Genomic DNA, 20951 nt, shown 5'->3' with positions numbered 1-20951 from the left:
GACACAATCAAGGTGCTGGTGGTGGGCGGCGGCGGGCGCGAGCATGCGCTGGCCTGGAAGCTCAAGCAGTCCCCCCGGGTGGCGCAGGTGTTCGTGGCGCCCGGCAACGGCGGCACGGCCCGCGACCCGCAACTGACCAATGTGGACATCACCGACGTGCGGGCGCTGCGCGAATGGGCCCAGGCCCAGGGCATTGGCCTGACGGTGGTGGGCCCCGAAGCCCCGCTGGCCGCGGGCGTGGTGGACGAGTTCCGCGCCCACGGGCTGCGCATTTTTGGCCCGACGAAGGCGGCGGCTCAGCTGGAAAGCTCCAAGGCCTTCTCCAAGGCCTTCATGCAGCGCCACGGCATTCCCACCGCGGCCTACGAGACGTTTTCCGATCCGGCCCAGGCGCATGCCTACGTGGACCGGGTCGGGGCGCCCATCGTCGTCAAGGCCGACGGGCTGGCCGCGGGCAAAGGCGTGGTGGTGGCCATGACGCTGGCCGAAGCCCACGAAGCCATCGACTTCATGCTGGTGGACAACACCTTGGGCGTGGCGCACAACGAAGGCGGCGCCCGTGTGGTGATCGAGTCTTTCCTGCAAGGCGAGGAAGCCAGCTTCATTGTGTTGTGCGATGGCCAGACCGTGACCGCCCTGGCCACCAGCCAGGACCACAAACGCCTGCTCGACGGCGACCGTGGCCCCAACACCGGGGGCATGGGCGCTTATTCGCCGGCGCCCGTGGTCACGGCTGAGGTGCATCGCCGGGCGATGGAAGAAGTCATTTTGCCCACTGTGCGCGGCATGGCGGCCGACGGCGTTCCCTACACCGGTTTCCTGTACGCCGGCTTGATGATCGAGCCCGGCGGATCGGTCAAGACGCTGGAGTTCAATTGCCGCATGGGCGACCCGGAGACCCAGCCCATCCTGATGCGTCTGCAAAGCGATTTGGCCGAGGTGCTGCTGGCCGCCACCGAGCAGCGGCTGCATGAAATCACGCTCCAGTGGGACGAACGTGTCGCCCTGGGCGTGGTGGTGGCCGCCCCGGGCTATCCGCTGACGCCGCGCAAGGGCGACGCCATCACCGCCTTGCCGCCCGACGGCGCCGACGTCATCACGTTCCACGCCGGCACCGCGATGCAGGGCGGGCAACTCGTCACTGCCGGTGGCCGGGTGCTGTGTGTCACGGCCTTGGGGGCAGACGTGGTCGAAGCCCGGCGCAAAGCGTATGCCGCCGTGGCCCAGGTGGCTTTCGATGGCATGCAGTACCGTACCGACATCGGCTTTCGGGCCCTCCAGCCATGATCCACACCCACGTTCTGGCCATGCGTGAATACCTGCTGGGTTTGCAGCAGCGCATCACGTCGGCCATTTCCGAGATCGACGGTCAGGCTTTTCTGTCTGACGCCTGGGAAAAAGCCCCAGGGGAGGCGCTGCAAGGCAACGGCATCACCCAGATCCTGGAGGATGGCGCCGTGTTCGAGCGCGCAGGCTGCGGGTTTTCGCACGTCAGCGGGCCGAAGCTGCCCCCTTCAGCCACCCAGCACCGCCCCGAACTGGCCGGCGCGCCGTTCGAGGCGCTGGGGGTGTCGCTGGTGTTTCACCCGCGCAACCCTTATGTGCCCACCGTTCACATGAACGTGCGCATGATCACCGCCACGCCCGTCGGTGGTGGCGACCCGGTGAGCTGGTTTGGCGGTGGCATGGATCTGACGCCTTACTACGGCTTCGAGGAGGACGCGGTCCACTTCCACCGCACTTGCGCCGAAGCCCTGGCCCCCTTCGGTAGCGACAAATACCCCCGTTTCAAGGCCTGGTGCGACGACTACTTCTGCAACCGCCACCGGCAAGAGCAGCGGGGCATCGGCGGCGTGTTTTACGACGATTTTTCCGAACTCGGCTTCGACGGCGGCTTTGCCATGACGCAGGCGGTCGGCGATGCCTTCTTGCATGCCTATTTGCCCATCGTGCGCCGCCGTGTGGACATGCCCTATGGCGAGCGCGAACGGCAGTTCCAGCTGTACCGCCGCGGCCGCTATGTGGAGTTCAATCTGGTGTGGGACCGGGGCACGCACTTCGGGCTGCAGTCGGGCGGGCGCACCGAGTCCATTCTGCTGTCCATGCCGCCGCTGGTGCGTTGGGCCTACAACGAGCGTCCACAACCCGGCACGCCCGAGTACCGGCTGGTGCACGAATTCCTGGTCCGTCGGGACTGGCTGTGAACGGTGCGATGACCACGCGCGTGGGCATGTTTGGCGGGGCTTTCGATCCGCCCCACTGGGCGCACCGGGCGCTGGCCGAGGCCGCCCTGGCGCAGCTCGATCTGCACGCGCTGCATGTCATGCCCACCGGGCATGCGTGGCACAAATCGCGCGTGCTTTCGCCGGCGGCGCACCGGCTGGCCATGTGCGAGGCCGCCTTTGGTGACTTGCCGCGGGTGTGTATCGATCCACGCGAAATTCAGCGTGCCGGTCCTTCCTACACGGCCGATACCTTGAAGGAACTCGCCGCCGAGTATCCCGGCGCCCATCTCTATCTGGTGCTGGGGGCCGATCAGTTGCTGGCGTTCAAGACCTGGAGCCGCTGGGAGGAGGTGCTGCGCCACGCCACCCTGGCCGTGGCCAATCGGCCCATGCATCTGGCTGCCGATGCCGACCCGTCGCAAGCGGTCGAACTCGACCTCAGCGCCGTGGACATTCCTTTCGAGCGCTTGCACATGCCTTTGCATCCCACCAGCTCGACCGCCATCCGGGCCCATGTGCACGGTCGCAGCCGCCGGCACCCCGATCTGGACGTGCTGGTGCCTGCGGGCGTTGCGCGTTATATTTCCGAACACCACCTTTACGAAACGCCTACATGAGCGAAACCGCCGCCAAAAAGCAGATCCAGAAACTCCAACGCGCCATCGTCGATGGCCTGGAAGACGTCAAGGCCCAGGACATCCAGGTGTTCAACACCGAGGCGCTGTCGCCACTGTTCGAGCGGGTCATCATTGCCAGCGGCACCTCCAACCGGCAGACCAAGGCGCTGGCCGCCAGCGTGCGTGACGCCGTGCGTGAAGCCGGCTTCGACAAGCCCCGCACCGAAGGCGAGGAAAATGGCGAATGGATCATCGTCGATTGCGGCCAGGCGGTGGTGCATGTGATGCAGCCCAACATCCGCCAGTACTACCGGCTGGAGGACATCTGGGGCGAGAAACCCGTGCGCATCAAGCAGGCGGGCAAGGCCAAGGTGGCCCAGCCGTCTGAGGCGGTGGCCAAGCCGGCTCGCCAGCCCCGCGCCGTCAAGGCCGAAACCGAAGCGGTGGCCGTTGCGACGAAAAAAGCCCGCAAGACGGCCGCCGCGTCGCAGGCGGCGCCACCGTCTTCAGCCAAGCCGGCCAAAGCCGCCAAGCCAGAGGCCCGCAAGGCACCGGCCCGCCAGACCGCGAGCCGGGCCGCGGGCAAAACCACTGGGGCGGCACGCAGCGCGCCAGTCAAGGTGGTCAAGGTGGGGGTGGCGGCCAAGAAGCCCGCCGCTTCCCAAGCCGCAGCCAAGAAGGCGCCCGCCCGCAAGCCCAAGGCATGAAGCTCGTGATCGTCGCAGTCGGGCAGCGCATGCCTGACTGGGCCCAAACCGCTTACGACGACTACGCCAAGCGCTTTCCCCCCGACTGCCGGGTCGAGACCCGCACCGTCAAAACCGAGCCCCGTGGCAGCAAGGCGCTGGATGCCTTGCTCGCGGCAGAGCGCGGTCGCATCGAAGCCGCCGTGCCGAAGGGGGCGAGGATCGTGGCCTTGGACGAGCGGGGCACGGCGCTGACCACCATGGCTTTGGCGCAGCACCTGCGGCAATGGCAACAGGGCGGTGATGATGTGGCATTGGTCATCGGGGGGCCGGACGGGCTGGATGCGGGATTCAAGGCCGCGGCGCACCAGCGCATTCGCCTCTCGGACATGACCTTGCCCCATGCGCTGGCCCGCGTGCTGCTGATCGAGCAGCTCTATCGCGCTTGGTCCATCAATGCCAACCACCCCTATCACCGGGAATGAATACGCATGCTTGCGCTGTCCGCCGATTCGCCTTGGGTGTATCTCGCCTCGCAAAGCCCACGTCGGCGCGAGCTCTTGGCCCAATGGGGCATCCGTGCCGAATTGCTGTTGCCTGACGCCGACGAGGACGCCGAAGCGTTGGAGGCGGTCCGGCCACGGGAATGGCCATCGCGGTATGTGCAGCGCGTCACGCGCCACAAGCTCGACGCGGCCCTGGCCCGTTTGCAGCGCCGGGGCTGGCCTGACGGGCCGGTGCTGTGCGCCGACACCACGGTGGCGCTGGGGCGCCAGATTCTGGGCAAGCCCGCCTCCAAAGCCGATGCACGGCGCATGTTGCAAGCGCTCTCGGGCCAGCGGCATCAGGTGCTGACGGCGGTGGCGCTGGCCCATCGGGGGCAGGTGTGGCAGGCATTGAGCCGCTCCGAAGTCGAATTCGGCCCATGGTCTGCCGCCGACATCCGGCGCTATGTGGACAGTGGCGAGCCCATGGGCAAGGCCGGCGCCTATGCCATCCAGGGCGCAGCGGGGCTGTTCGTCAAGCGCATCCGGGGCAGCCACAGCGGCATCGTCGGGCTGCCCGCCTACGAGACGGCGCAGCTGCTGCGCGCGGCGGGGCTGCGGCTGCTTTAGGTCTGTTGTAATGCAAGCCATGGCACAAGACATCCTCATCAACTGGGCCCCCCAGGAAACCCGCGTGGCGGTGGTCGAGCAGGGCGCGGTTCAGGAAGTCCACATCGAGCGCACGCTGGAGCGCGGGCTGGTGGGCAACATCTATCTGGGCAAAGTTTCGCGGGTGCTGCCCGGGATGCAGTCAGCGTTCATCGACATTGGGTTGGATCGTGCCGCGTTCTTGCACGTGGCCGACTTGTTGCCCAACATCACGGCCCGCCATGCCGGCAAAGACAAAGCGCCGTTGGTGGCCAGTGGCCAGCCTGCCGCCGATGGGGCGCCTGCCGTCAGCGCTCCGGCGGCTGTGCAGCCCATCGAGCGGCAAATCTTCGAGGGGCAGGCCCTGATGGTCCAAGTGCTCAAGGACCCGATCGGCACCAAGGGGGCGCGGCTGACGGCGCAGATCAGCATCGCAGGGCGGCTGTTGGTCTTTTTGCCGCAGGACAAGCACATCGGCGTGTCGCAAAAAATTCCCCATGCCCAGCGCGAGGCGCTGCGCCAGCGCCTGCTGGCCCTGACGGCCGAGGGCGGGGGCGGCTTCATTTTGCGCACCAACGCCGAAGACGCCAGCGACGAGGAACTGGCCGAAGACATCGCCTACTTGCGCAAGACCTGGGCCCATATCAAGGCGGCGGCCACCCGCCAACCGCCTGCCACCCTGCTGTACCAGGACCTCACGCTCATGCAGCGCGTGCTGCGGGACCTGGTCAGCGCCGAGACCCAGTCCATCCAGGTCGATTCGCGCGAGCAATTTGCCTTGCTGCAAAGTTTTGCGCGTGAATACATGCCCAGCACGGTCGATCGCATTGCCCACTACAAAGGTGAGCGACCGATTTTCGACCTCTACCACATCGACGAGGACATTGCCCGCGCCTTGGGGCGGCGGGTGGATTTGAAGTCGGGCGGCTATCTGGTGATCGACCAGACCGAGGCCTTGACCACCATCGACGTCAATACCGGCGGCTATGTGGGGGCGCGCAATTTCGACGACACCGTCTTTCGCACCAACCTGGAGGCGGCGCAGGCCATTGCCCGGCAACTGCGGCTGCGCAACCTGGGCGGCATCGTCATCGTGGACTTCATCGACATGGTGCGCGAAGACCACCGCGAAGCGGTCTTGGCCGAATTCCGCAAACAACTCGCCCGGGACCGGGTCAAGACCATGGTAGGCGGGTTTTCGCAGCTGGGGCTGGTGGAGATGACGCGCAAGCGCACGCGGGAGTCGCTCATGCAGATGCTCAGCGAGCCTTGCCCGTCCTGTGGGGGCAAGGGGCATGTGAAGACGGCCCGCAGCGTGTGTTACGACATCCTGCGCGAAATCTTGCGCGAGGCGCGGGCCTTCAATCCGCGCGAATTTCGCGTGGTGGCCGCCCCGCAAGTCATCGAGCTGTTCCTGGACGAAGAAAGCGCCCACCTGGCTGGGTTGAGCGACTTCATCGGCAAGCCGATTTCACTGCAAAGCGAAAGCTCCATGACGCAGGAGCAATACGACATCGTGCTGCTGTGATCACTCGGCCAGCACGCCCCCCTGACTCTGGGCATGCAGGCGGGCATACACGCCTTGGGCGGCCAGCAGTTCGGCATGGGTGCCTTGTTCGGCAATTTGCCCCTGCACCAGCACCACCACCCGGTCGGCGTGTTCGATGGTGGACAGCCGGTGCGCAATCACCAGCGTCGTGCGGCCGCGCATGAGCCGGTTCAGCGCGTCTTGCACCAGCCGCTCGGATTCGTTGTCCAGCGCCGAGGTGGCTTCATCGAGGATGAGAATGGGCGCGTCCTTGTAGATCGCGCGGGCAATCGCCAGGCGTTGCCGTTGGCCGCCGGAGAGCTGCGCCGCGTTGTGCCCCACCGGCGTGTGGATGCCATCGGGCAGACTGTCCACCAGCTCGCCCAGATTCGCTGAACGCAGGGCCGCCATCACGCGGGCTGCGTCGAGTTCGGCGCCCAAGGCCACGTTGGCCGCCAGCGAGTCGTTGAACATCACCACATCCTGGCTGACCATGGCAAACTGGCGCCGCAGGCAGGCCAGATCCCATTCGGGCAGGGGCACGCCATCGAGGCAGACCACGCCGTCGCTGGCCTCGACGAACCGCGGCAGCAGGTTGGCCAGCGTGGTTTTCCCCGACCCCGACGGCCCCACCAGCGCCACCACTTCGCCCGGCGCAATGTCCAGTGTCACGCCGCGCAGCGCCGCTTGCTCCTGCCCGTCGTAGCGCACCCAGACGTTGTGCCACTGCAGATGGCCGCGGGCTTCGGCCCGATGGCTCCCGCCGGTCTGGGTAGGGGTGTGCTCGATCAGTTCCAAGGCCCGCTCCAGCGCGGCCACGCCGCGGGTGATGGGGCCGGCCAGATCGGCAAGCTGCCGCAGCGGGGTTATGAGCATCAGCATGGCGGTGACGAAGCCGACAAAGCTGCCCACCGTCACCCCGCTCGTGCTGCTTTGCCACAGCGCCACGCTGATGACGGCCGACAGAGCACCGGCGGCGAGCAATTGGGTCAGCGGCGTCATCGCGGCGGCGGCGATGGTGGATTTGAGCGACAGCCGCCGCAGCATCTGGCTGAGGCCCTCGAAACGGCGCGCCTGCTGGCTTTGCGCGCCGTGCAGCCGCACCATGCGATGGGCCAGGACGTTTTCTTCCACCACATAGGCCAACTCGTCCGTGGCCTGCTGGCTGCTGCGCGTGATGCGGTGCAGCCGCCGCGACAGCTCCCGAATGACCCAGGCCAGCGCCGGAAACAGCGCCAGCACGATCAGGGTGAGCTGCCAGTTCAGGTACAGCAGATAGCCCAACAGCGCCACGATGGTCAGCACGTCGCGCACCAGGGTCAGCAGGCTGTTGACGAGCAGGGTGGAGCCGGTCTGCACCTCATAGACGAGTGTGTTGGACAGCTTGCTCGCGCTTTGGTCGGCGAACAAGCGCATGTCCGCGTCATTGAGCCGGGCAAACATCGCCTGTCGCAGCGCCACCATGCCGCCGGCGGCGGTGTAGTTCAGCGCGTACTTGGCCACGAAAGTGGCCACCCCCCGGATCACGAACAGCCCCATCAAGGCCACCGGCACCAGCCAGATGGGAAACGCATCGGCCACGAAGCCTTCATCGAGCAGCAACTTGAGCAAGGCGGGGATGGCCGGCTCGGTGGCGGCAGCCACCAAAGCCCCCAGGAATGCCAACCCAATGCCGCCCTGGGCGCCCCGGAAATAGGGCCACAGGCGGCGCAGGCGGAAAAGCAGGGGTTGGCGGGCCAAAGGCGATGAGGAGGCGTTTTCGGTCAAGGTGCGCAAGCCGTCGAGGAATGAAAAAAGTGGTTACAAGTCGCCCAGGAACTTTTTACAAAATCCTGCCCCAGTGGCAGGGAGCGTGTTCGGTATTATCGGACGATGCCCAGCCCTCGGGCTGAAGTCATCGTTCGTTCACCGATCCATCTCTGTCATGCCCCCCATGTTGCACACCTCTTTTCTCAGTCGTCGCCAATTCTCCGCGCTGGCCGGCCTCGGTGGCGTGGCCGCTGGCTTGGGTTGGCCGGCACAGGCCCTGGCGCAATTTCGCGTCGAGGTCACGGGCATTGGCATGCAGCAAATTCCATTTGCCATCGCGCCGTTTCGGGTGGCTCCCGGCGTGCCGCAAGACGTGCCCGCCATCGTGCGCGCCGATCTGGAGCGCAGCGGCCAGTTGCGGTCCGTGCCTGCCGGCACCACCGTCATCGATGAAATGGCCCGCCCCGACCTGGCGCCCTGGCGCGAGCGCAATGCCGATGCTCTGATCACCGGCAGCGTCACGCGGCTGGCCGATGGTCGCTACGACGTGCGCTTTCGCCTGTGGGACGTGGTGCGCGCGCAGGACCTGGGCGGCATGAGCTTTCCCGTCTCCGAAGCCGACTTGCGGCTGGCTGCGCACCGCGTGGCCGATTACGTGTACGAAAAACTGCTCGGGCATCCCGGCGTGTTTTCCACCCGGATTGCCTACGTCTCCAAGCATGCCGAGCGCCACAACCTTTGGGTGGCCGATGCCGACGGCGAAAACGCCCAGGCCGCCCTGGTCAGCCAGGAGCCCATCATTTCGCCGGCCTGGTCGCCCAATGGCCAGTTCCTGGCCTATGTGTCGTTCGAGTCGCGCAAGCCCGTCATCTACACCCACGAAGTGGCCACCGGGCGGCGCCGGCTGCTTGCCAGCTTCCGCGGTTCCAACAGCGCGCCGGCCTGGTCACCCGATGGCCGGCAGCTCCTGGCCACGCTCACCATGGGCGGTTCTTCCCAGATTTACGCGATCGACGCCAACGGCGGACAACCCCAACGCATCACCCAGACCAGCGGCATCGACACCGAGCCGGCTTTCACCCCCGATGGTCGGCATGTCTATTTCGTCAGCGACCGTGGCGGCTCGCCACAGATCTACCGCATGACCCCGACCGGCGCCGAAGTCACCCGCGTGACCTTCGACGGCAACTACAACATCTCCCCGACCATTAGCCCTGACGGGCGGTGGATGGCTTTCGTGTCGCGGCTCTCGGGCGCTTTCAAGCTGCGCCTCATGGAACTGGCCAGCGGCACCGTGACCACGCTGACCGACACCACCGCCGACGAGAGTCCCAGCTTTGCGCCCAACAGCCGCCTCATCATGTACGCCACCAAGGTGCAGGGGCGTGAATCCCTGATGACCACCACACTGGACGGCCGCATCAAGACCCGCCTCGGCAGCGTGCCCGGCAGCGTGCGCGAGCCGGATTGGGGCCCCTTCTTGCGTTGATTTTTCCCCTGTGTCTTTCCTCATCAAGCTTTTCACACTCAACCACACTTCCACAGAGGCACAACATGAAGCACCTCGACACCTCCACTCAGGTTTCCTCCCGGTTCCCGTTCGGGTCTTGGCTGGGCGGTGCCCCCAACTGGCGCCATGCGGCCGCCGCCTGCGTCGCGGCCCTGGCCCTGGCGGGCTGTGGCTCCAGTGTCAAGCTCGATGAAGCCCCCGTGTCGGACCGCACGGGCGTGGCCGTGCAGCCCGGTGGTGGTTTGGCTGATAGCGGCTCTGGAGCCGATCAGCGTGCCGTCCCCAGCGTGCAGGCCGAGTCGGAGCAGGTGGGCCAGGCACCCGCGGGGCTGTCGCGGCTGATCTATTTCGATTTCGACGACTACACCGTCAAGCCGGAGTTCATGCCCCTGCTCGAAGGGCACGCCCGTTTCCTCAACGCCGACCGCCAACGCCGCGTGGTGCTCGAAGGCCACACCGACGAGCGTGGGGGGCGTGAATACAACTTGGCGCTGGGCCAGCGCCGCGCCGACGCCGTGCGCCGTTCGCTGGCATTGCTGGGCGTCTCCGAGCAGCAAATGGAGTCGGTGAGCTTTGGCAAGGAAAAGCCAGCCAACCCCGGCTCTGACGAGGAGGCCCACCGCCAGAACCGTCGCGTTGAGTTAAGCTACCGCTGATGAAACAGCGACCCCGTTCGACTTTCGTGGCCCCGCCGTTGACGGCGGTGGCCTTGATCTTGGCGGCCTGGATGCAGCCCGCCCAGGCCCAGTTGTTTGGCGGTGATGACGAGGCACGCCGCGCCATCATCGATCTGCGCGCCCGGGTGGAGAACAACCGCCAGGCCGCAGAGCAAGCCAACGAGCGGCTGGCCCGTGAGATTAAAGAGCTCGTGGACAATGAGCTGACCCCCGCTCGCCGCGGCTTGCTCGACCTCATCAACCAGATGGAGGCTTTGCGCCGCGAGCTGGCCGAAGTCCGGGGGCAGAATGAGCGGCTGGCTCGCGACCTGGCCGAATTGCAGCGCCAGCAGCGCGACGTGCTGGCCGCTGTCGATGAGCGACTGCGCCCGCTGGAGCCGGTGACGGTGAAGGTCGATGGCGTGGAATTCACGGCGCGGCCTGAAGAAACCCAGGCGTTCGAAGCCGCCATGAGCGCGCTGCGGGCCTCGGACTTTGCTCGCGCTGCCCAGCTCTACGAAACCCTCATCGCCCGTTTCCCCAACAGCGGCTACGTGCCCGTGGCCCTGTATTGGCAGGGGAATGCCCACTACGCCGCCCGCAATTACCAGGCGGCCATTGCCAGCTATCAACGGTTGATCGCCAAGGCGCCGCAGCACCCGCGCACGCCCGAGGCCATGCTCGCGATTGCCAACTGCCACCTGGAGCTGAAAGATGCGCGCGCCGCCCGTAGCGTGTTGCAGGAATTGGTGAAGCTGCACCCCGAGACGGAAGCTGGCGCGACGGCCCGCGACCGTCTGGCCCGCATGCGCTAAAAGGGTTGCGTCAAGGGCAGATCGGTTCTGCCCACGTCTGGGCCGACCCTATGTGGGTCGGCCTGGTTTTGGGGAAGGGGCAGGCTGAAGCTGGGGCGAGGCCGGCATTGGAGCCAGCGCTCTCAGCGCAGCATCACCACAGCTTCCACCACGGGCCGCGATCGCGCTGGAAGCCGCGCGTCAGAAAGCCGCTGTCGGGGAAGTTGGTTTCCAGAATGCGCCGCGTATCGGCGGCCAGGTCCGTCATGCCCAGGGCTTCGTAAGAGCGCAGCATGATGTAGAGCGCCTCTTCGGCAGCGGGAACGCCTTGATAGTCGGTGACTGCGGTCTGCGCCCGGTTCAGGGCCGCGACATAGGCGCCCCGGTTGAAGTAGTAGCGCGCCACATGCACTTCAGACTGTGCCAGCGAGTTGACGATGTACGTCATGCGCAGCCGGGCATCGGGTGCATAACGGGAATCCGGGAAGCGCTCCACCAGTTCGCGGAAAGCCTCGAAGGACACTTTGGCCGCTTTCTGGTCGCGCTCGGAAAGATCTTGTCGCGAGATGAACCCGAACAGCCCCAGGTTGTCGTTGAAGTTGACCAGGCCCTTGAGGTACAGCGCATAGTCCAGCGCCGGGCTGGCCGGGTGCAGGCGCATGAAACGGTCCAGCGTGGCGATGGCCTGGGCCTGCTCGCCGGCCTTGTAGTGGGCGTAGGCTTTTTCGAGTTGGGCCTGCTGGGCCAGCGGGGTGCCGGCGGCGCGGCCTTCGAGCCGCTCGAACAGGGTGATGGCCCGCTCGAAGTTGCCGCTGTTGCGTTCGTCGATCGCTTCGGCGTAGATGCGGTTTGGGCTCCAGTTGACCGTTGGATCCTCGCTCGACTTGCTGGCGCAAGCGCTCAGCAGCACGGCCAGGCTGACCGCCGCCCACCAGCGTGGCGCAGGAGTGACAACGGATAATCGGCTCAGAAACATCGAATGCACACCTTTGCGACAGCAGGACGGAAATTGACGAAACCCATTATATCGACGCCCTTGTTGCCCTCGGCCGCCCCTGGGCATGAGGCCGATGCCGCCGGCTGGCCGGGCGACTGGCCACTCGACGACGAGACGGCCAGTGAGGTCGAGGCGGCCGAATCTGTCGAGACGCGCCGCTTGCAGGTGGATGCCGCGCACCATGGCGTGCGCGTGGACAAGGTGCTGTCGGCCCTGCTGCCGGCGTTTTCCCGTTCTTGGCTGCAGCAATTGCTGGCCCAGGGCGCGGTGCGCATCAACGGCCAGGTGGCCGGCAAGGCGGCGGCCAAGGTGCGCGTGGGCGACGAGCTTGGGGTGGAACTGCGTCCCACGGCGCAGGCCAGTGCGTTCGTGGCCGAGCCCATGGCGCTGGCTGTGGTGTATGAAGACGAGCATCTGCTGGTCGTGGACAAGCCGGCGGGGCTGGTGGTGCATCCGGCGGCCGGCAACTGGCAGGGTACGCTGCTCAATGGGCTGCTGGCCCATCACGAAGGCGCTGCGCGGCTGCCGCGTGCGGGCATCGTGCATCGGCTGGACAAAGACACCAGCGGCCTGATGGTGGTGGGCAAGACGCTGGCGTGCTGCGAGGCGTTGACGCGCCTGATTGCCGCGCGGCAGGTGCATCGGGTGTACGTGGCTTTGGCGCATGGCGGCTGGCGGCGCGAGGCGCCGGAGGTGGCGGTGCGCCAGGCCATCGGCCGCGATCCGCGTCAGCGTTTGCGCATGGCGGTGCTGCCCGAAGACGCGGCCGGCGCCAAGCCGGCGCTCACGCGCATCCGTTTGCTCGATGCGCAGCCCCAGTCATGCTGGGTTGGCTGCAAGTTGCACACCGGGCGCACCCACCAGATTCGGGTGCACATGGCATGGTTGGGGCATCCCTTGGTGGGGGATGCGCTCTACGGCGGCCGGCCGCAGTGGGGCATGGCCCGGCAGGCCTTGCATGCCCATCGGCTGGCTTTCCGTCATCCGGTCACTCAGGCCGTATTGGATCTGCACAGCCCTGTGCCCGCCGACATGGCCGAGGCGGTCCACGCCGCCGGCCTGCGGTACAATCTGGAGCAGTTGTGGCGGCTCGACGTGGACGAGCCGGCATTGCCCATCTGATCACCCCTGGCGCTGGCGCAACGGCCGGCGCAGTGAGCCCTGCGGGCCACAGGTTTCCCTCGTTTTCACGCACGGACCTTCAGAACATGAACACGGCGGATGCTCGGCGCATCCTGGAGACGGCCCTCATCTGCGCATCGGAGCCCTTGTCGCTGCGTGACATGGCTGCCCTGTTCGAAGGGGCGCTGTCGGCCGATACGCTGCGCCGCTTGCTGGCCGACCTGCAACTGGCCTGGTCGGGCAGGGGCGTGGAGCTCGTCTGCCTGGCCAGCGGCTGGCGTTTCCAGAGTCGGCCCGAAATGCGCCCGTTTCTCGACCGCCTGCACCCTGAAAAGCCGCCCAAATACAGCCGTGCCGTGCTGGAGACGTTGGCCATCATTGCCTATCGGCAGCCCGTGACCCGTGGCGACATGGAAGACATCCGCGGCGTGACCATCCACTCTGGCATCCTCAAGCAGTTGGAGGATCGGGGGTGGATCGAAGTCATTGGCCACCGCGAGACGGTCGGCCGGCCGGCGCTGTATGCCACCACGCGCCAGTTTCTCGATGACCTGGGCCTGGACTCGCTGGATGCCTTGCCGCCCTTGGAAGAGGCCGCCCTGCGCGACGATGTGCTGCCCGGTCTGGACTGGGCCGCCGCCGACGGCCAGGAGTTGCCTGCGCCCCCCACTGAACCTTCCGCCTCCGCCTCATGACTTCCGCGCCTTTGCCTTCCGCTCGCCCTGCCGCCGCATCCGCCGATGCCCAGGGCGATGTGCATTTCGAAAATGTCGTCTCCGGGGGCTTTGACGAGGCGCAAAGCGCGCCCGAGCCCGCGCCCACGGGCAAGCGGGTGTTGCGCCCGCAGGTCGATGCCCCCAAGTTGCACAAGGTGCTGGCCCAGGCCGGCCTGGGGTCCAGGCTGGAGATGGAGCAGATGATTCTGCAGGGGCGCATCACCGTCAATGGCGAACCGGCGCATGTGGGGCAGCGCATCCAGTATGGGGATGCGATTCGGATCAACGGCAAGCCGGTGAAGGTGCGCATCGCGCCCCCCCCGCCGCGTGTGCTGGCCTATCACAAGCCGGTGGGCGAGGTGGTGACGCACGACGATCCCCAGAACCGCCCCACGGTGTTCCGGCGGCTGCCCCGGTTGCACACGGGCAAGTGGCAGTCCGTCGGCCGGCTCGACCTGAACACCGAAGGGTTGCTCCTGTTCACCAATTCCGGCGAATTGGCCAACAAGCTCATGCATCCGCGCTTCGGCTTGCAGCGCGAATATGCGGTGCGCGTGCTCGGGGCGCTGAGCCAGGAAGAAAAGCAGCGTCTGCTCGACGGCGTGCAGCTCGACGATGGCTTGGCTCAGTTCATCAGCCTGGAGGACGGCGGCGGCGATGGAGCCAATTGCTGGTACCGCGTCACCATCGCCGAGGGACGCAACCGCGAGGTGCGCCGCATGTTCGAGGCGGTCGGCCATGCCGTCAGCCGCCTCATTCGCATTCGCTACGGGGCGGTGGTGCTGCCGCGTGGCTTGCGGCGCGGGGCCTGGGTCGAACTCGACAGCCGCGACGTGGCTCGCCTCACCGAGGCGGCGGGGATGGATCGTTCCTTCGAATCCCGGGCGCGGGAATTCCGCCGACCCCAGGCCAAGCGCGATCCGTCGCGCGGCAAAGGCAAAGGACCGCGGCCGAGCGCGCCCAAGCTGGTGGACGGTCCGGCCAAGCCGCGCCGCATGGCTCAGGTGGACGGTGCCCGGCCAGGGCGAGGCCGCGCAGGCGGCGGCAAGGGGGTTGGCGCGCCCGATCCGATGCGCACCCGCTACGGCGACATCGCCGCCGACGCGCGCACGCCCAGCCGGGCCGCACCCGGGCGTGGTGGCAAACGGCCGCGTCGCTGAGCCCTCAAGCCGCACGGCGTGGCGTGGCGCCGTTTCACGGGTTAAAATCAAAAACTTTGCTAAACCTTTGACTTTCCAACAAACCAGGATCATTTCATGGCCATCGAACGCACCCTTTCCATCATCAAGCCCGACGCCGTCGCCAAAAACGTCATCGGCCAGATTTACAGCCGCTTCGAGGCCGCTGGCCTGAAGATCGCGGCGGCCAAGATGGTGCACCTCTCGCGCGCTGAAGCCGAGCAGTTCTATGCCGTGCACAAAGAGCGCCCCTTCTTCAAGGATCTGGTGGACTTCATGATTTCCGGCCCGGTCATGGTGCAGGTGCTCGAAGGCGAGAACGCCATCGCCAAGAACCGCGAGCTCATGGGTGCCACCGATCCGAAGAAGGCCGCCCCCGGCACCATCCGCGCCGACTTTGCCGACAGCATCGACGCCAACGCCGTGCACGGCTCCGACGCCCCCGAAACCGCTGCCGTGGAAGTGGCCTTCTTCTTCCCCGGCATGAACATTTACGCACGCTGATCATGCGATGACGGCCAATTTGCTCGATTTCGACCTCGACGGGTTGGCCGCTTTCTGCCAGCGGCTCGGAGAAAAGCGCTTCCGAGCCGTCCAGCTGTTCCGCTGGATCCACCAGAAAGGCGTGGCCCGTTTCGAGGACATGACCGATCTGGCGCGCTCGCTGCGCGAAAAGCTCCCTGGCGTCTGTGAAGTCCGTGGCTTGCCGGTGCTCGCCGAGCAGGCTTCGGCCGACGGCACGATCAAGTGGCTGTTCGACGTGGGCGATGGCAACGCCGTCGAGTCGGTGTTCATCCCCGAAGATGATCGGGGCACGCTGTGCGTGTCTTCCCAAGCCGGTTGCGCGGTGGGTTGCCGTTTCTGCTCGACCGGCCACCAAGGCTTCAGCCGCAACCTCACCACGGGCGAGATTCTGGCCCAGCTTTGGCATGCGGAACACCATCTCCGGCGGCGCTTCAACACCACGGAACGCGTGATCTCCAACGTGGTGATGATGGGCATGGGCGAGCCGCTGCAGAATTACCATGCCCTGGTGCCGGCGCTGCGCGTCATGCTCGATGACCATGGCTATGGCCTGTCGCGCCGCCGCGTGACCGTGTCCACCTCCGGCGTGGTGCCGATGATGGATCGCCTGGCGCAGGATTGCCCGGTGGCGCTGGCGGTGTCGCTGCACGCGCCCGCCGATGCGTTGCGCGACGATCTGGTCCCCTTGAACCGCAAATACCCGATTGCCGAATTGCTGGATGCCTGCTTGCGCTATCTGCCGGCGGCGCCACGCGACTTCATCACGTTCGAATACTGCATGCTCGATGGCGTCAATGACAGCCTCGACCATGCCGAACAGCTCATCGGTTTGCTGCAGGGGCATGCCGGTACCGGCGTGCCCTGCAAGCTCAACCTGATCCCCTTCAATCCCTTCCCCGATTCTGGGCTGCGCTGTTCTTCCCGGGCCACGGTCAAGGCCTTTGCCGACCGGCTCCATGCGGCAGGCATCGTCACCACGGTGCGCAAGACCCGGGGCGACGACATCGATGCCGCCTGCGGCCAGCTGGCCGGCGACGTGCTGGACCGCACCAACGCGGCCCAGCGTCTGGCGCAGCGCCGCCGACAGGAAGGGCAGCCCGTCATCTGGACCCCCAAAAAACAGGAGACTTCTGCATGACCCTGAGCTGGCGACGATGGACTCTGCTGGGGCTGGCCCTGCTGTGGCTGACGCTCCACCTCGGTTGCGCGGCCCCTGCGGCCCCACGGCTGGAGGGCGACCAGCGCGTCTGGGTCACGGAGTCCGACGAGCCGGAAGCGCGGCGGCGTGCCCGCATCCGGCTGGAACTGGCGGCCGGCTATTTCGAGCAAGGGCAGACCACGGTGGCGCTGGACGAGGTCAAGCAGGCCATCCAGACGGACCCCAGCTTCGCCGCAGCCTACAACTTGCGCGGGCTGATTTTCATGCAACTGGAGGAGCCTCGCCTGGCCGAGGACAGCTTCCAGCAGGCGCTACGCCTGGCGCCGCGCGACGGCGACACCTGGCACAACCTGGGCTGGTTCTATTGCCAGAGCGACCGCTATGCCGACGCGTGGCAAGCCTTTGCCAGAGCCCTGCAAGCGCCGGGCTATCGGTCGGCCGCGCGCACCTGGATGGTTCAGGGCATTTGTCAGGCACGCGCCGATCAACGGGCCGATGCCGAGCAAAGTTTGTTGCGCGCTTTCGAGCTCGATTCGGGCAACCCCATCACGATTTACAACCTGGCCTTGCTGCTGCACAAGCGCGGCGAAAGCGAGCGGGCCCGTTTCTATCTGCGGCGGCTGAACAATTCTGAATTTGCCAATGCCGAATCGCTGTGGCTGGGGGTGAAGATCGAGAACCGGCTGCAGAATCGCGAAGCCGCCCAGCAGTTGGCCACCCAGTTGTTGCGCCGCTTCCCGGATTCACGCGAGGCCAACGCCTACGAACGGGGGGCTTTCAATGAGTGAGCCAGTGAACGAGCGCGATGTGTCAAGCCCGCAGACAGAAGCCTCCCCCCCATTGACCTTGCGGCAGGCCCGGGAGCGCTCGGGCCTGCATTTGGCGGCGCTGGCGGCCATGCTGAAGGTGCCGGTCAAGCGCCTGGAGGCGCTGGAGGCAGGCCGCTACGACGAACTGCCCGACATGACGTTTGCCCGTGCCCTCGCGCAGAGCGTGTGCCGGGTGCTCAAGGTGGATCCCGCCCCCATCTTGGCCAACCTGCCGGCTTCGTCCGAAGTGCGATTGGGCGATATCGATCGCTCCCTCAACGCCCCGATGCCCGCCCGGCATGGCGCTTTGCCCAAAGCGGCTGCGGTGGCCACGCCGCTGGTGGGGCGGCGGTTGTCCTGGCCGATGGCATTTGCCTTGCTGGTGCTGGTGGTGGCCGTGGTGCTGTGGTTTTTGTTGCCAGCGGCGCCATCGGCCCCCACGGCGCGGGTGGTCAGCACGCCGGTGCCTGCAGCGGCGATTTCTGAGCCTGTCACGGCCGAAGGCGATGCCCTGGGGGCTGGCGCGCAGGCCGGCGCCGAGCCGGTTGAGCCGGCCGTGCCGGATGCCGGGCGCATCGAGCCGCCAGCAGCCGCCCCCATGGTCCCGCCCACTGCGTCCGCGGCATCCACGCCTGCGGCTTCCGCCGAACCGGCGGCCAGCCCTGCCGCAGAGCCTGAAGGGCTGTTCCGCTTGCGGGCACGGGAGACGGCTTGGGTACAGATCACCGGGGCCTCTGGGCGGGTGTTGGTGCAGCGCAGCTTGCAGCCGGGCGAGGTGGTGGCGTTTTCCAGCGACTTCCCGCTGGCCGTGGTCGTCGGCCGCGCCGATGAGGTCGAGGCCACCCTGCGTGGCCAGCCTTTTGCCCTGGCCCCTCATGCCCGCAACAACGTGGCCCGTTTCGAGGTTCGTTGAGTGAGTGCCATGAATACGGTCGCATCTTCCATGGAGCCTGGCGCCCCCGTCGCCAGTCCGTTTCCCCGGCGCAAATCGCGCATGGGGGTGGTCGTCTGGGGCGACCATCGCGTCACGCTCGGTGGCAGCGCGCCGGTGCGCGTCCAGTCCATGACCAACACCGATACCGCCGACGCGGTGGCCACCGCGATCCAGGTCAAGGAGCTGGCGCAGGCCGGTTCGGAACTGGTGCGCATCACCGTCAACAACGACGACGCGGCCAAGGCCGTGCCCTACATCCGCGAGCAACTCGACCGCATGGGCATTGCGGTGCCCCTGATCGGCGACTTCCACTACAACGGCCACCGCCTGCTCACCGACTACCCCGACATGGCGCAGGCCCTGTCCAAGTACCGCATCAACCCCGGCAACGTGGGGCGGGGCGAGAAGAAAGACCGCCAGTTTGCCCAGATGGTCGAAGCCGCGCTGCGCTGGAACAAGCACATCCGCATCGGGGTGAACTGGGGCAGTTTGGATCAGGATCTGCTCGCGTCGATGATGGACGACAACGCCCGGCGCGCCCAGCCCTGGGACGCCAAGCAGGTCATGTATGAGGCCCTGATCACGTCCGCCCTGCAGTCCGCTGCCCAAGCCGAGAAGATGGGCATGAAGCCCGAGGACATCGTGCTGTCGTGCAAGGTCAGTGGCGTGCAGGACCTGATTGCGGTGTACCAGGAACTGCACCGCCGTTGCGATTACCCGCTGCACCTGGGCCTGACCGAAGCCGGCATGGGCACCAAGGGCACGGTGGCATCGACGGCCGCGCTGTCCGTCCTGCTGCAGCAGGGCATCGGCGACACGATTCGGGTCTCGCTCACGCCCCAGCCGGGTGAGCCGCGCACCCAGGAAGTGGTGGTGGCCATGGAGATTTTGCAGGCGCTCGGGCTGCGCAGCTTCGTGCCCAGCGTCACGGCCTGCCCGGGTTGCGGGCGCACCACCAGCACCACCTTCCAGGAGCTGGCCAAGCAGATCGACGATTTTCTGCGTGCTTCCATGCCGCAGTGGCGCGAGCGGTACCCCGGCGTCGAAAACCTCAAGGTCGCGGTGATGGGCTGCATCGTCAACGGGCCGGGCGAGAGCAAGCATGCCGACATTGGCATCAGCCTGCCGGGCACCGGCGAGGCGCCGGCCGCCCCCGTGTTCATCGATGGCGAAAAGCGCATGACGCTGCGCGGCGAGTCCATCGCCACCGAGTTCCAGCAGATCGTCGAAAACTACATCCACCAAAAATACGGCGCCTCCGCCTGAGGGCGCTGCCTACATCCACTGACACATGGCTGAAAAACTCTGTGCCGTCAAAGGCATGAATGACATTTTCGCGCCGGAATCGGCGCACTGGGAATGGCTCGAAGCCAAGGTGCGCGACCTGATGATGCGCTATGCCTATCGCAATGTGCGCACGCCCATCGTGGAGCCCACCGGCCTGTTCGTGCGCGGCCTGGGCGAGGTGACGGACATCGTCGAGAAGGAGATGTACTCCTTCGAAGACCGCCTCAATGGCGAGCAACTCACCCTGCGCCCCGAGGCCACGGCCGGCGTGGTGCGCGCGGTCATCGAGCACAACCAACTCTACGATGGCCCCAAGCGCCTGTACTACATGGGCCCCATGTTTCGCCATGAGCGCCCGCAGCGGGGCCGCTATCGCCAGTTTCACCAGGTGGGGGCCGAGGCACTGGGTTTTGCCGGGCCCGACGTGGATGCCGAACTCATCGTCATGGCGGCCGACCTGTGGGCCGAACTGGGCTTGAGCGACGTGACGCTGGAAATCAACAGCCTGGGCCAGCCTGCGGAGCGGCTGGCGCATCGGCAGGCGCTGATCGCTTACCTGGAGCAGCACGCCGACCAGCTCGATGAAGACGCCAAACGCCGCCTCTACAGCAACCCGCTGCGCATTCTGGACACCAAAAACCCTGCGATGCAGGCGCTGGTGGAGGCCGCTCCCAAGCTGATGGACTATCTGGGGCCTGAGTCGCTGGCGCATTTCGAGGGCTTGCGCCGCCTGCTGGATGCCCAAGGCATCGCCTACCGCATCAACCCGCGCCTGGTGCGGGGGATGGACTATTACAACCTCACCGTGTTCGAGTTCGTCACCACGTCGCTGGGTGCCCAAGGCACGGTGTGCGCGGGCGGCCGCTATGACGGGCTCATCGCCCAGATCGGCGGCAAGCCGGCCCCTGCCGTGGGGTGGGCGTTGGGTGTGGAGCGGATTCTGGAGTTGCTCAAGGCCCAAGGGTTGCTCCCTCAACCGCCGGTGCCCGATTGCTACGCCATCGTGCCGCAGACCGAAGGCCAGGAGCGGGTGATGCAAACCCTGCGTGCCTTGCGCCGCGCGGGTCTTTCGGTCCAGATGCATGCCGGTGGGCCAGACGGGCAGGGCAGCATGAAGTCCCAGTTCAAGAAAGCAGACGCCAGTGGCGCACGCTACGCCCTCATCTTTGGGGAAAGCGAACTGGCCGCGGGCCAGGTGGCGGTCAAGCCGCTGCGTGCCGATGCGCAGGGCGGCCTGACCGAGCAGAGCCTGCTGCCCCTCGATGGTGCCGAGGCGTGGGCAGCGCGCTTGCGTTGAGGCGGCCGCACCAGACGCGCACCCCCTAC

At 66.6% G+C, this 20951-nt stretch carries 20 protein-coding genes and 1 pseudogene; 19 read left to right on the top strand and 2 right to left on the bottom strand.

Features of this window, described 5'->3' with window-relative positions:
- Positions 1-6: 6 nt before the first annotated feature.
- Genes purD through rng form a run of 7 tightly spaced genes read left to right on the top strand, consistent with a single transcriptional unit; the run spans position 7 to position 6189 of the window.
- Complete coding sequence (gene purD / locus DFR43_RS05665) at positions 7-1287, top strand: phosphoribosylamine--glycine ligase (RefSeq protein ID WP_133596726.1); 1281 nt, start codon at positions 7-9, stop codon at positions 1285-1287.
- The gene (gene hemF / locus DFR43_RS05660) at positions 1284-2204 is read left to right on the top strand and encodes an oxygen-dependent coproporphyrinogen oxidase (protein ID WP_133596530.1); all 921 of its coding nucleotides are present in this window, start codon (positions 1284-1286) and stop codon (positions 2202-2204) included. Before purD ends, hemF begins: the two co-directional genes overlap by 4 nt.
- Positions 2205-2212: 8 nt before the next feature.
- Complete coding sequence (gene nadD, locus DFR43_RS05655; RefSeq protein ID WP_133596528.1) at positions 2213-2842, top strand: nicotinate (nicotinamide) nucleotide adenylyltransferase; 630 nt, start codon at positions 2213-2215, stop codon at positions 2840-2842.
- Complete coding sequence (gene rsfS, locus DFR43_RS05650; protein ID WP_133596525.1) at positions 2839-3549, top strand: ribosome silencing factor; 711 nt, start codon at positions 2839-2841, stop codon at positions 3547-3549. The genes nadD and rsfS overlap by 4 nt, the downstream gene beginning before the upstream one ends.
- On the top strand, positions 3546-4013 hold the full coding sequence (gene rlmH / locus DFR43_RS05645; protein ID WP_133596523.1) for a 23S rRNA (pseudouridine(1915)-N(3))-methyltransferase RlmH: 468 nt from the start codon (positions 3546-3548) through the stop codon (positions 4011-4013). Before rsfS ends, rlmH begins: the two co-directional genes overlap by 4 nt.
- A gap of 6 nt (positions 4014-4019) precedes the next feature.
- Positions 4020-4643, top strand: a complete 624-nt coding sequence (locus tag DFR43_RS05640; RefSeq protein ID WP_133596521.1) for a Maf family protein — start codon at positions 4020-4022, stop codon at positions 4641-4643.
- 19 nt (positions 4644-4662) lie between these two features.
- Positions 4663-6189 (top strand): ribonuclease G, encoded by a 1527-nt coding sequence (gene rng, locus DFR43_RS05635; RefSeq protein WP_133596519.1) that lies wholly within the window; start codon positions 4663-4665, stop codon positions 6187-6189.
- Here rng and msbA read toward each other — a convergent pair whose 3' ends face one another.
- Positions 6190-7965 (bottom strand): lipid A export permease/ATP-binding protein MsbA, encoded by a 1776-nt coding sequence (gene msbA, locus DFR43_RS05630; protein WP_133596517.1) that lies wholly within the window; start codon positions 7963-7965, stop codon positions 6190-6192.
- Between the two features lie 157 nt (positions 7966-8122).
- On the opposite strand from msbA, the gene tolB reads away from it, so the two are divergent.
- The 3 genes from tolB (at position 8123) to ybgF (ending at position 10919) form a co-directional block, all read left to right on the top strand.
- Positions 8123-9427: a Tol-Pal system beta propeller repeat protein TolB gene (gene tolB / locus DFR43_RS05625; RefSeq protein WP_133596515.1), complete on the top strand. Its 1305-nt coding sequence runs from the start codon at positions 8123-8125 to the stop codon at positions 9425-9427.
- A 65-nt stretch (positions 9428-9492) separates the two neighbouring features.
- Positions 9493-10104, top strand: a complete 612-nt coding sequence (gene pal / locus DFR43_RS05620) for a peptidoglycan-associated lipoprotein Pal (protein ID WP_133596513.1) — start codon at positions 9493-9495, stop codon at positions 10102-10104.
- On the top strand, positions 10104-10919 hold the full coding sequence (ybgF, locus tag DFR43_RS05615) for a tol-pal system protein YbgF (RefSeq protein WP_133596511.1): 816 nt from the start codon (positions 10104-10106) through the stop codon (positions 10917-10919). The genes pal and ybgF overlap by 1 nt, the downstream gene beginning before the upstream one ends.
- Positions 10920-11052: 133 nt before the next feature.
- Here the strand turns inward: ybgF and DFR43_RS05610 are convergent, their stop codons facing one another.
- Positions 11053-11874, bottom strand: coding sequence for an outer membrane protein assembly factor BamD (locus DFR43_RS05610; RefSeq protein WP_133596509.1), 822 nt, complete (start codon positions 11872-11874; stop codon positions 11053-11055).
- 3 nt (positions 11875-11877) lie between these two features.
- Between DFR43_RS05610 and DFR43_RS05605 the strand changes: the two genes are divergently transcribed.
- The 9 genes and pseudogenes from DFR43_RS05605 to hisS all read left to right on the top strand — a co-directional run bounded on the left by DFR43_RS05605 (position 11878) and on the right by hisS (position 20922).
- Positions 11878-13017, top strand: a complete 1140-nt coding sequence (locus DFR43_RS05605) for an RluA family pseudouridine synthase (protein ID WP_133596507.1) — start codon at positions 11878-11880, stop codon at positions 13015-13017.
- A gap of 86 nt (positions 13018-13103) precedes the next feature.
- A pseudogene (gene scpB / locus DFR43_RS05600) lies at positions 13104-13709 on the top strand (SMC-Scp complex subunit ScpB); the annotation flags it as partial.
- Positions 13709-14893 carry a pseudouridine synthase gene (locus DFR43_RS05595; RefSeq protein ID WP_133596503.1) on the top strand — a complete coding sequence of 395 codons (1185 nt, stop codon included), beginning with the start codon at positions 13709-13711 and terminating at the stop codon, positions 14891-14893. The pseudogene scpB and the gene DFR43_RS05595, both read left to right, overlap by 1 nt.
- 96 nt (positions 14894-14989) lie before the next feature.
- A complete protein-coding gene (gene ndk / locus DFR43_RS05590; RefSeq protein WP_133596500.1) occupies positions 14990-15415 on the top strand; it encodes a nucleoside-diphosphate kinase in 426 nt (141 codons plus the stop codon).
- A gap of 7 nt (positions 15416-15422) precedes the next feature.
- The gene (rlmN, locus tag DFR43_RS05585) at positions 15423-16574 is read left to right on the top strand and encodes a dual-specificity RNA methyltransferase RlmN (RefSeq protein WP_133596497.1); all 1152 of its coding nucleotides are present in this window, start codon (positions 15423-15425) and stop codon (positions 16572-16574) included.
- Positions 16571-17383, top strand: a complete 813-nt coding sequence (gene pilW / locus DFR43_RS05580) for a type IV pilus biogenesis/stability protein PilW (protein WP_133596495.1) — start codon at positions 16571-16573, stop codon at positions 17381-17383. The genes rlmN and pilW overlap by 4 nt, the downstream gene beginning before the upstream one ends.
- On the top strand, positions 17376-18317 hold the full coding sequence (locus DFR43_RS05575; protein WP_133596493.1) for a helix-turn-helix domain-containing protein: 942 nt from the start codon (positions 17376-17378) through the stop codon (positions 18315-18317). Before pilW ends, DFR43_RS05575 begins: the two co-directional genes overlap by 8 nt.
- Positions 18318-18347: 30 nt before the next feature.
- The gene (ispG, locus tag DFR43_RS05570; protein ID WP_425471076.1) at positions 18348-19604 is read left to right on the top strand and encodes a flavodoxin-dependent (E)-4-hydroxy-3-methylbut-2-enyl-diphosphate synthase; all 1257 of its coding nucleotides are present in this window, start codon (positions 18348-18350) and stop codon (positions 19602-19604) included.
- A 25-nt stretch (positions 19605-19629) separates the two neighbouring features.
- Positions 19630-20922, top strand: coding sequence for a histidine--tRNA ligase (hisS, locus tag DFR43_RS05565; protein WP_133596488.1), 1293 nt, complete (start codon positions 19630-19632; stop codon positions 20920-20922).
- The last annotated feature ends 29 nt before the right edge of the window (positions 20923-20951 follow it).

Source organism: Tepidicella xavieri (assembly GCF_004363315.1).
In the GTDB taxonomy this organism is placed as follows: domain Bacteria; phylum Pseudomonadota; class Gammaproteobacteria; order Burkholderiales; family Burkholderiaceae_C; genus Tepidicella; species Tepidicella xavieri.
This window is presented reverse-complemented; position numbering and strand designations above follow the sequence as displayed.

What these genes read in the sequence shown, in the direction of transcription:
- DFR43_RS05605 (WP_133596507.1), top strand. Translation starts at nt 11,878, where the DNA reads ATGCACACCTTTGCGACAGCAGGACGGAAATTGACGAAACCCATTATA.
- DFR43_RS05595 (WP_133596503.1), top strand. Translation starts at nt 13,709, where the DNA reads ATGACTTCCGCGCCTTTGCCTTCCGCTCGCCCTGCCGCCGCATCCGCC.
- pal (WP_133596513.1), top strand. Translation starts at nt 9,493, where the DNA reads ATGAAGCACCTCGACACCTCCACTCAGGTTTCCTCCCGGTTCCCGTTC.
- nadD (WP_133596528.1), top strand. Translation starts at nt 2,213, where the DNA reads ATGACCACGCGCGTGGGCATGTTTGGCGGGGCTTTCGATCCGCCCCAC.
- rsfS (WP_133596525.1), top strand. Translation starts at nt 2,839, where the DNA reads ATGAGCGAAACCGCCGCCAAAAAGCAGATCCAGAAACTCCAACGCGCC.
- ybgF (WP_133596511.1), top strand. Translation starts at nt 10,104, where the DNA reads ATGAAACAGCGACCCCGTTCGACTTTCGTGGCCCCGCCGTTGACGGCG.
- hemF (WP_133596530.1), top strand. Translation starts at nt 1,284, where the DNA reads ATGATCCACACCCACGTTCTGGCCATGCGTGAATACCTGCTGGGTTTG.
- tolB (WP_133596515.1), top strand. Translation starts at nt 8,123, where the DNA reads ATGTTGCACACCTCTTTTCTCAGTCGTCGCCAATTCTCCGCGCTGGCC.
- DFR43_RS05640 (WP_133596521.1), top strand. Translation starts at nt 4,020, where the DNA reads ATGCTTGCGCTGTCCGCCGATTCGCCTTGGGTGTATCTCGCCTCGCAA.
- rlmH (WP_133596523.1), top strand. Translation starts at nt 3,546, where the DNA reads ATGAAGCTCGTGATCGTCGCAGTCGGGCAGCGCATGCCTGACTGGGCC.
- ndk (WP_133596500.1), top strand. Translation starts at nt 14,990, where the DNA reads ATGGCCATCGAACGCACCCTTTCCATCATCAAGCCCGACGCCGTCGCC.
- hisS (WP_133596488.1), top strand. Translation starts at nt 19,630, where the DNA reads ATGGCTGAAAAACTCTGTGCCGTCAAAGGCATGAATGACATTTTCGCG.
- DFR43_RS05575 (WP_133596493.1), top strand. Translation starts at nt 17,376, where the DNA reads ATGAGTGAGCCAGTGAACGAGCGCGATGTGTCAAGCCCGCAGACAGAA.
- DFR43_RS05610 (WP_133596509.1), bottom strand. Translation starts at nt 11,874, where the DNA reads ATGTTTCTGAGCCGATTATCCGTTGTCACTCCTGCGCCACGCTGGTGG.
- ispG (WP_425471076.1), top strand. Translation starts at nt 18,348, where the DNA reads ATGGAGCCTGGCGCCCCCGTCGCCAGTCCGTTTCCCCGGCGCAAATCG.
- rng (WP_133596519.1), top strand. Translation starts at nt 4,663, where the DNA reads ATGGCACAAGACATCCTCATCAACTGGGCCCCCCAGGAAACCCGCGTG.
- pilW (WP_133596495.1), top strand. Translation starts at nt 16,571, where the DNA reads ATGACCCTGAGCTGGCGACGATGGACTCTGCTGGGGCTGGCCCTGCTG.
- rlmN (WP_133596497.1), top strand. Translation starts at nt 15,423, where the DNA reads ATGACGGCCAATTTGCTCGATTTCGACCTCGACGGGTTGGCCGCTTTC.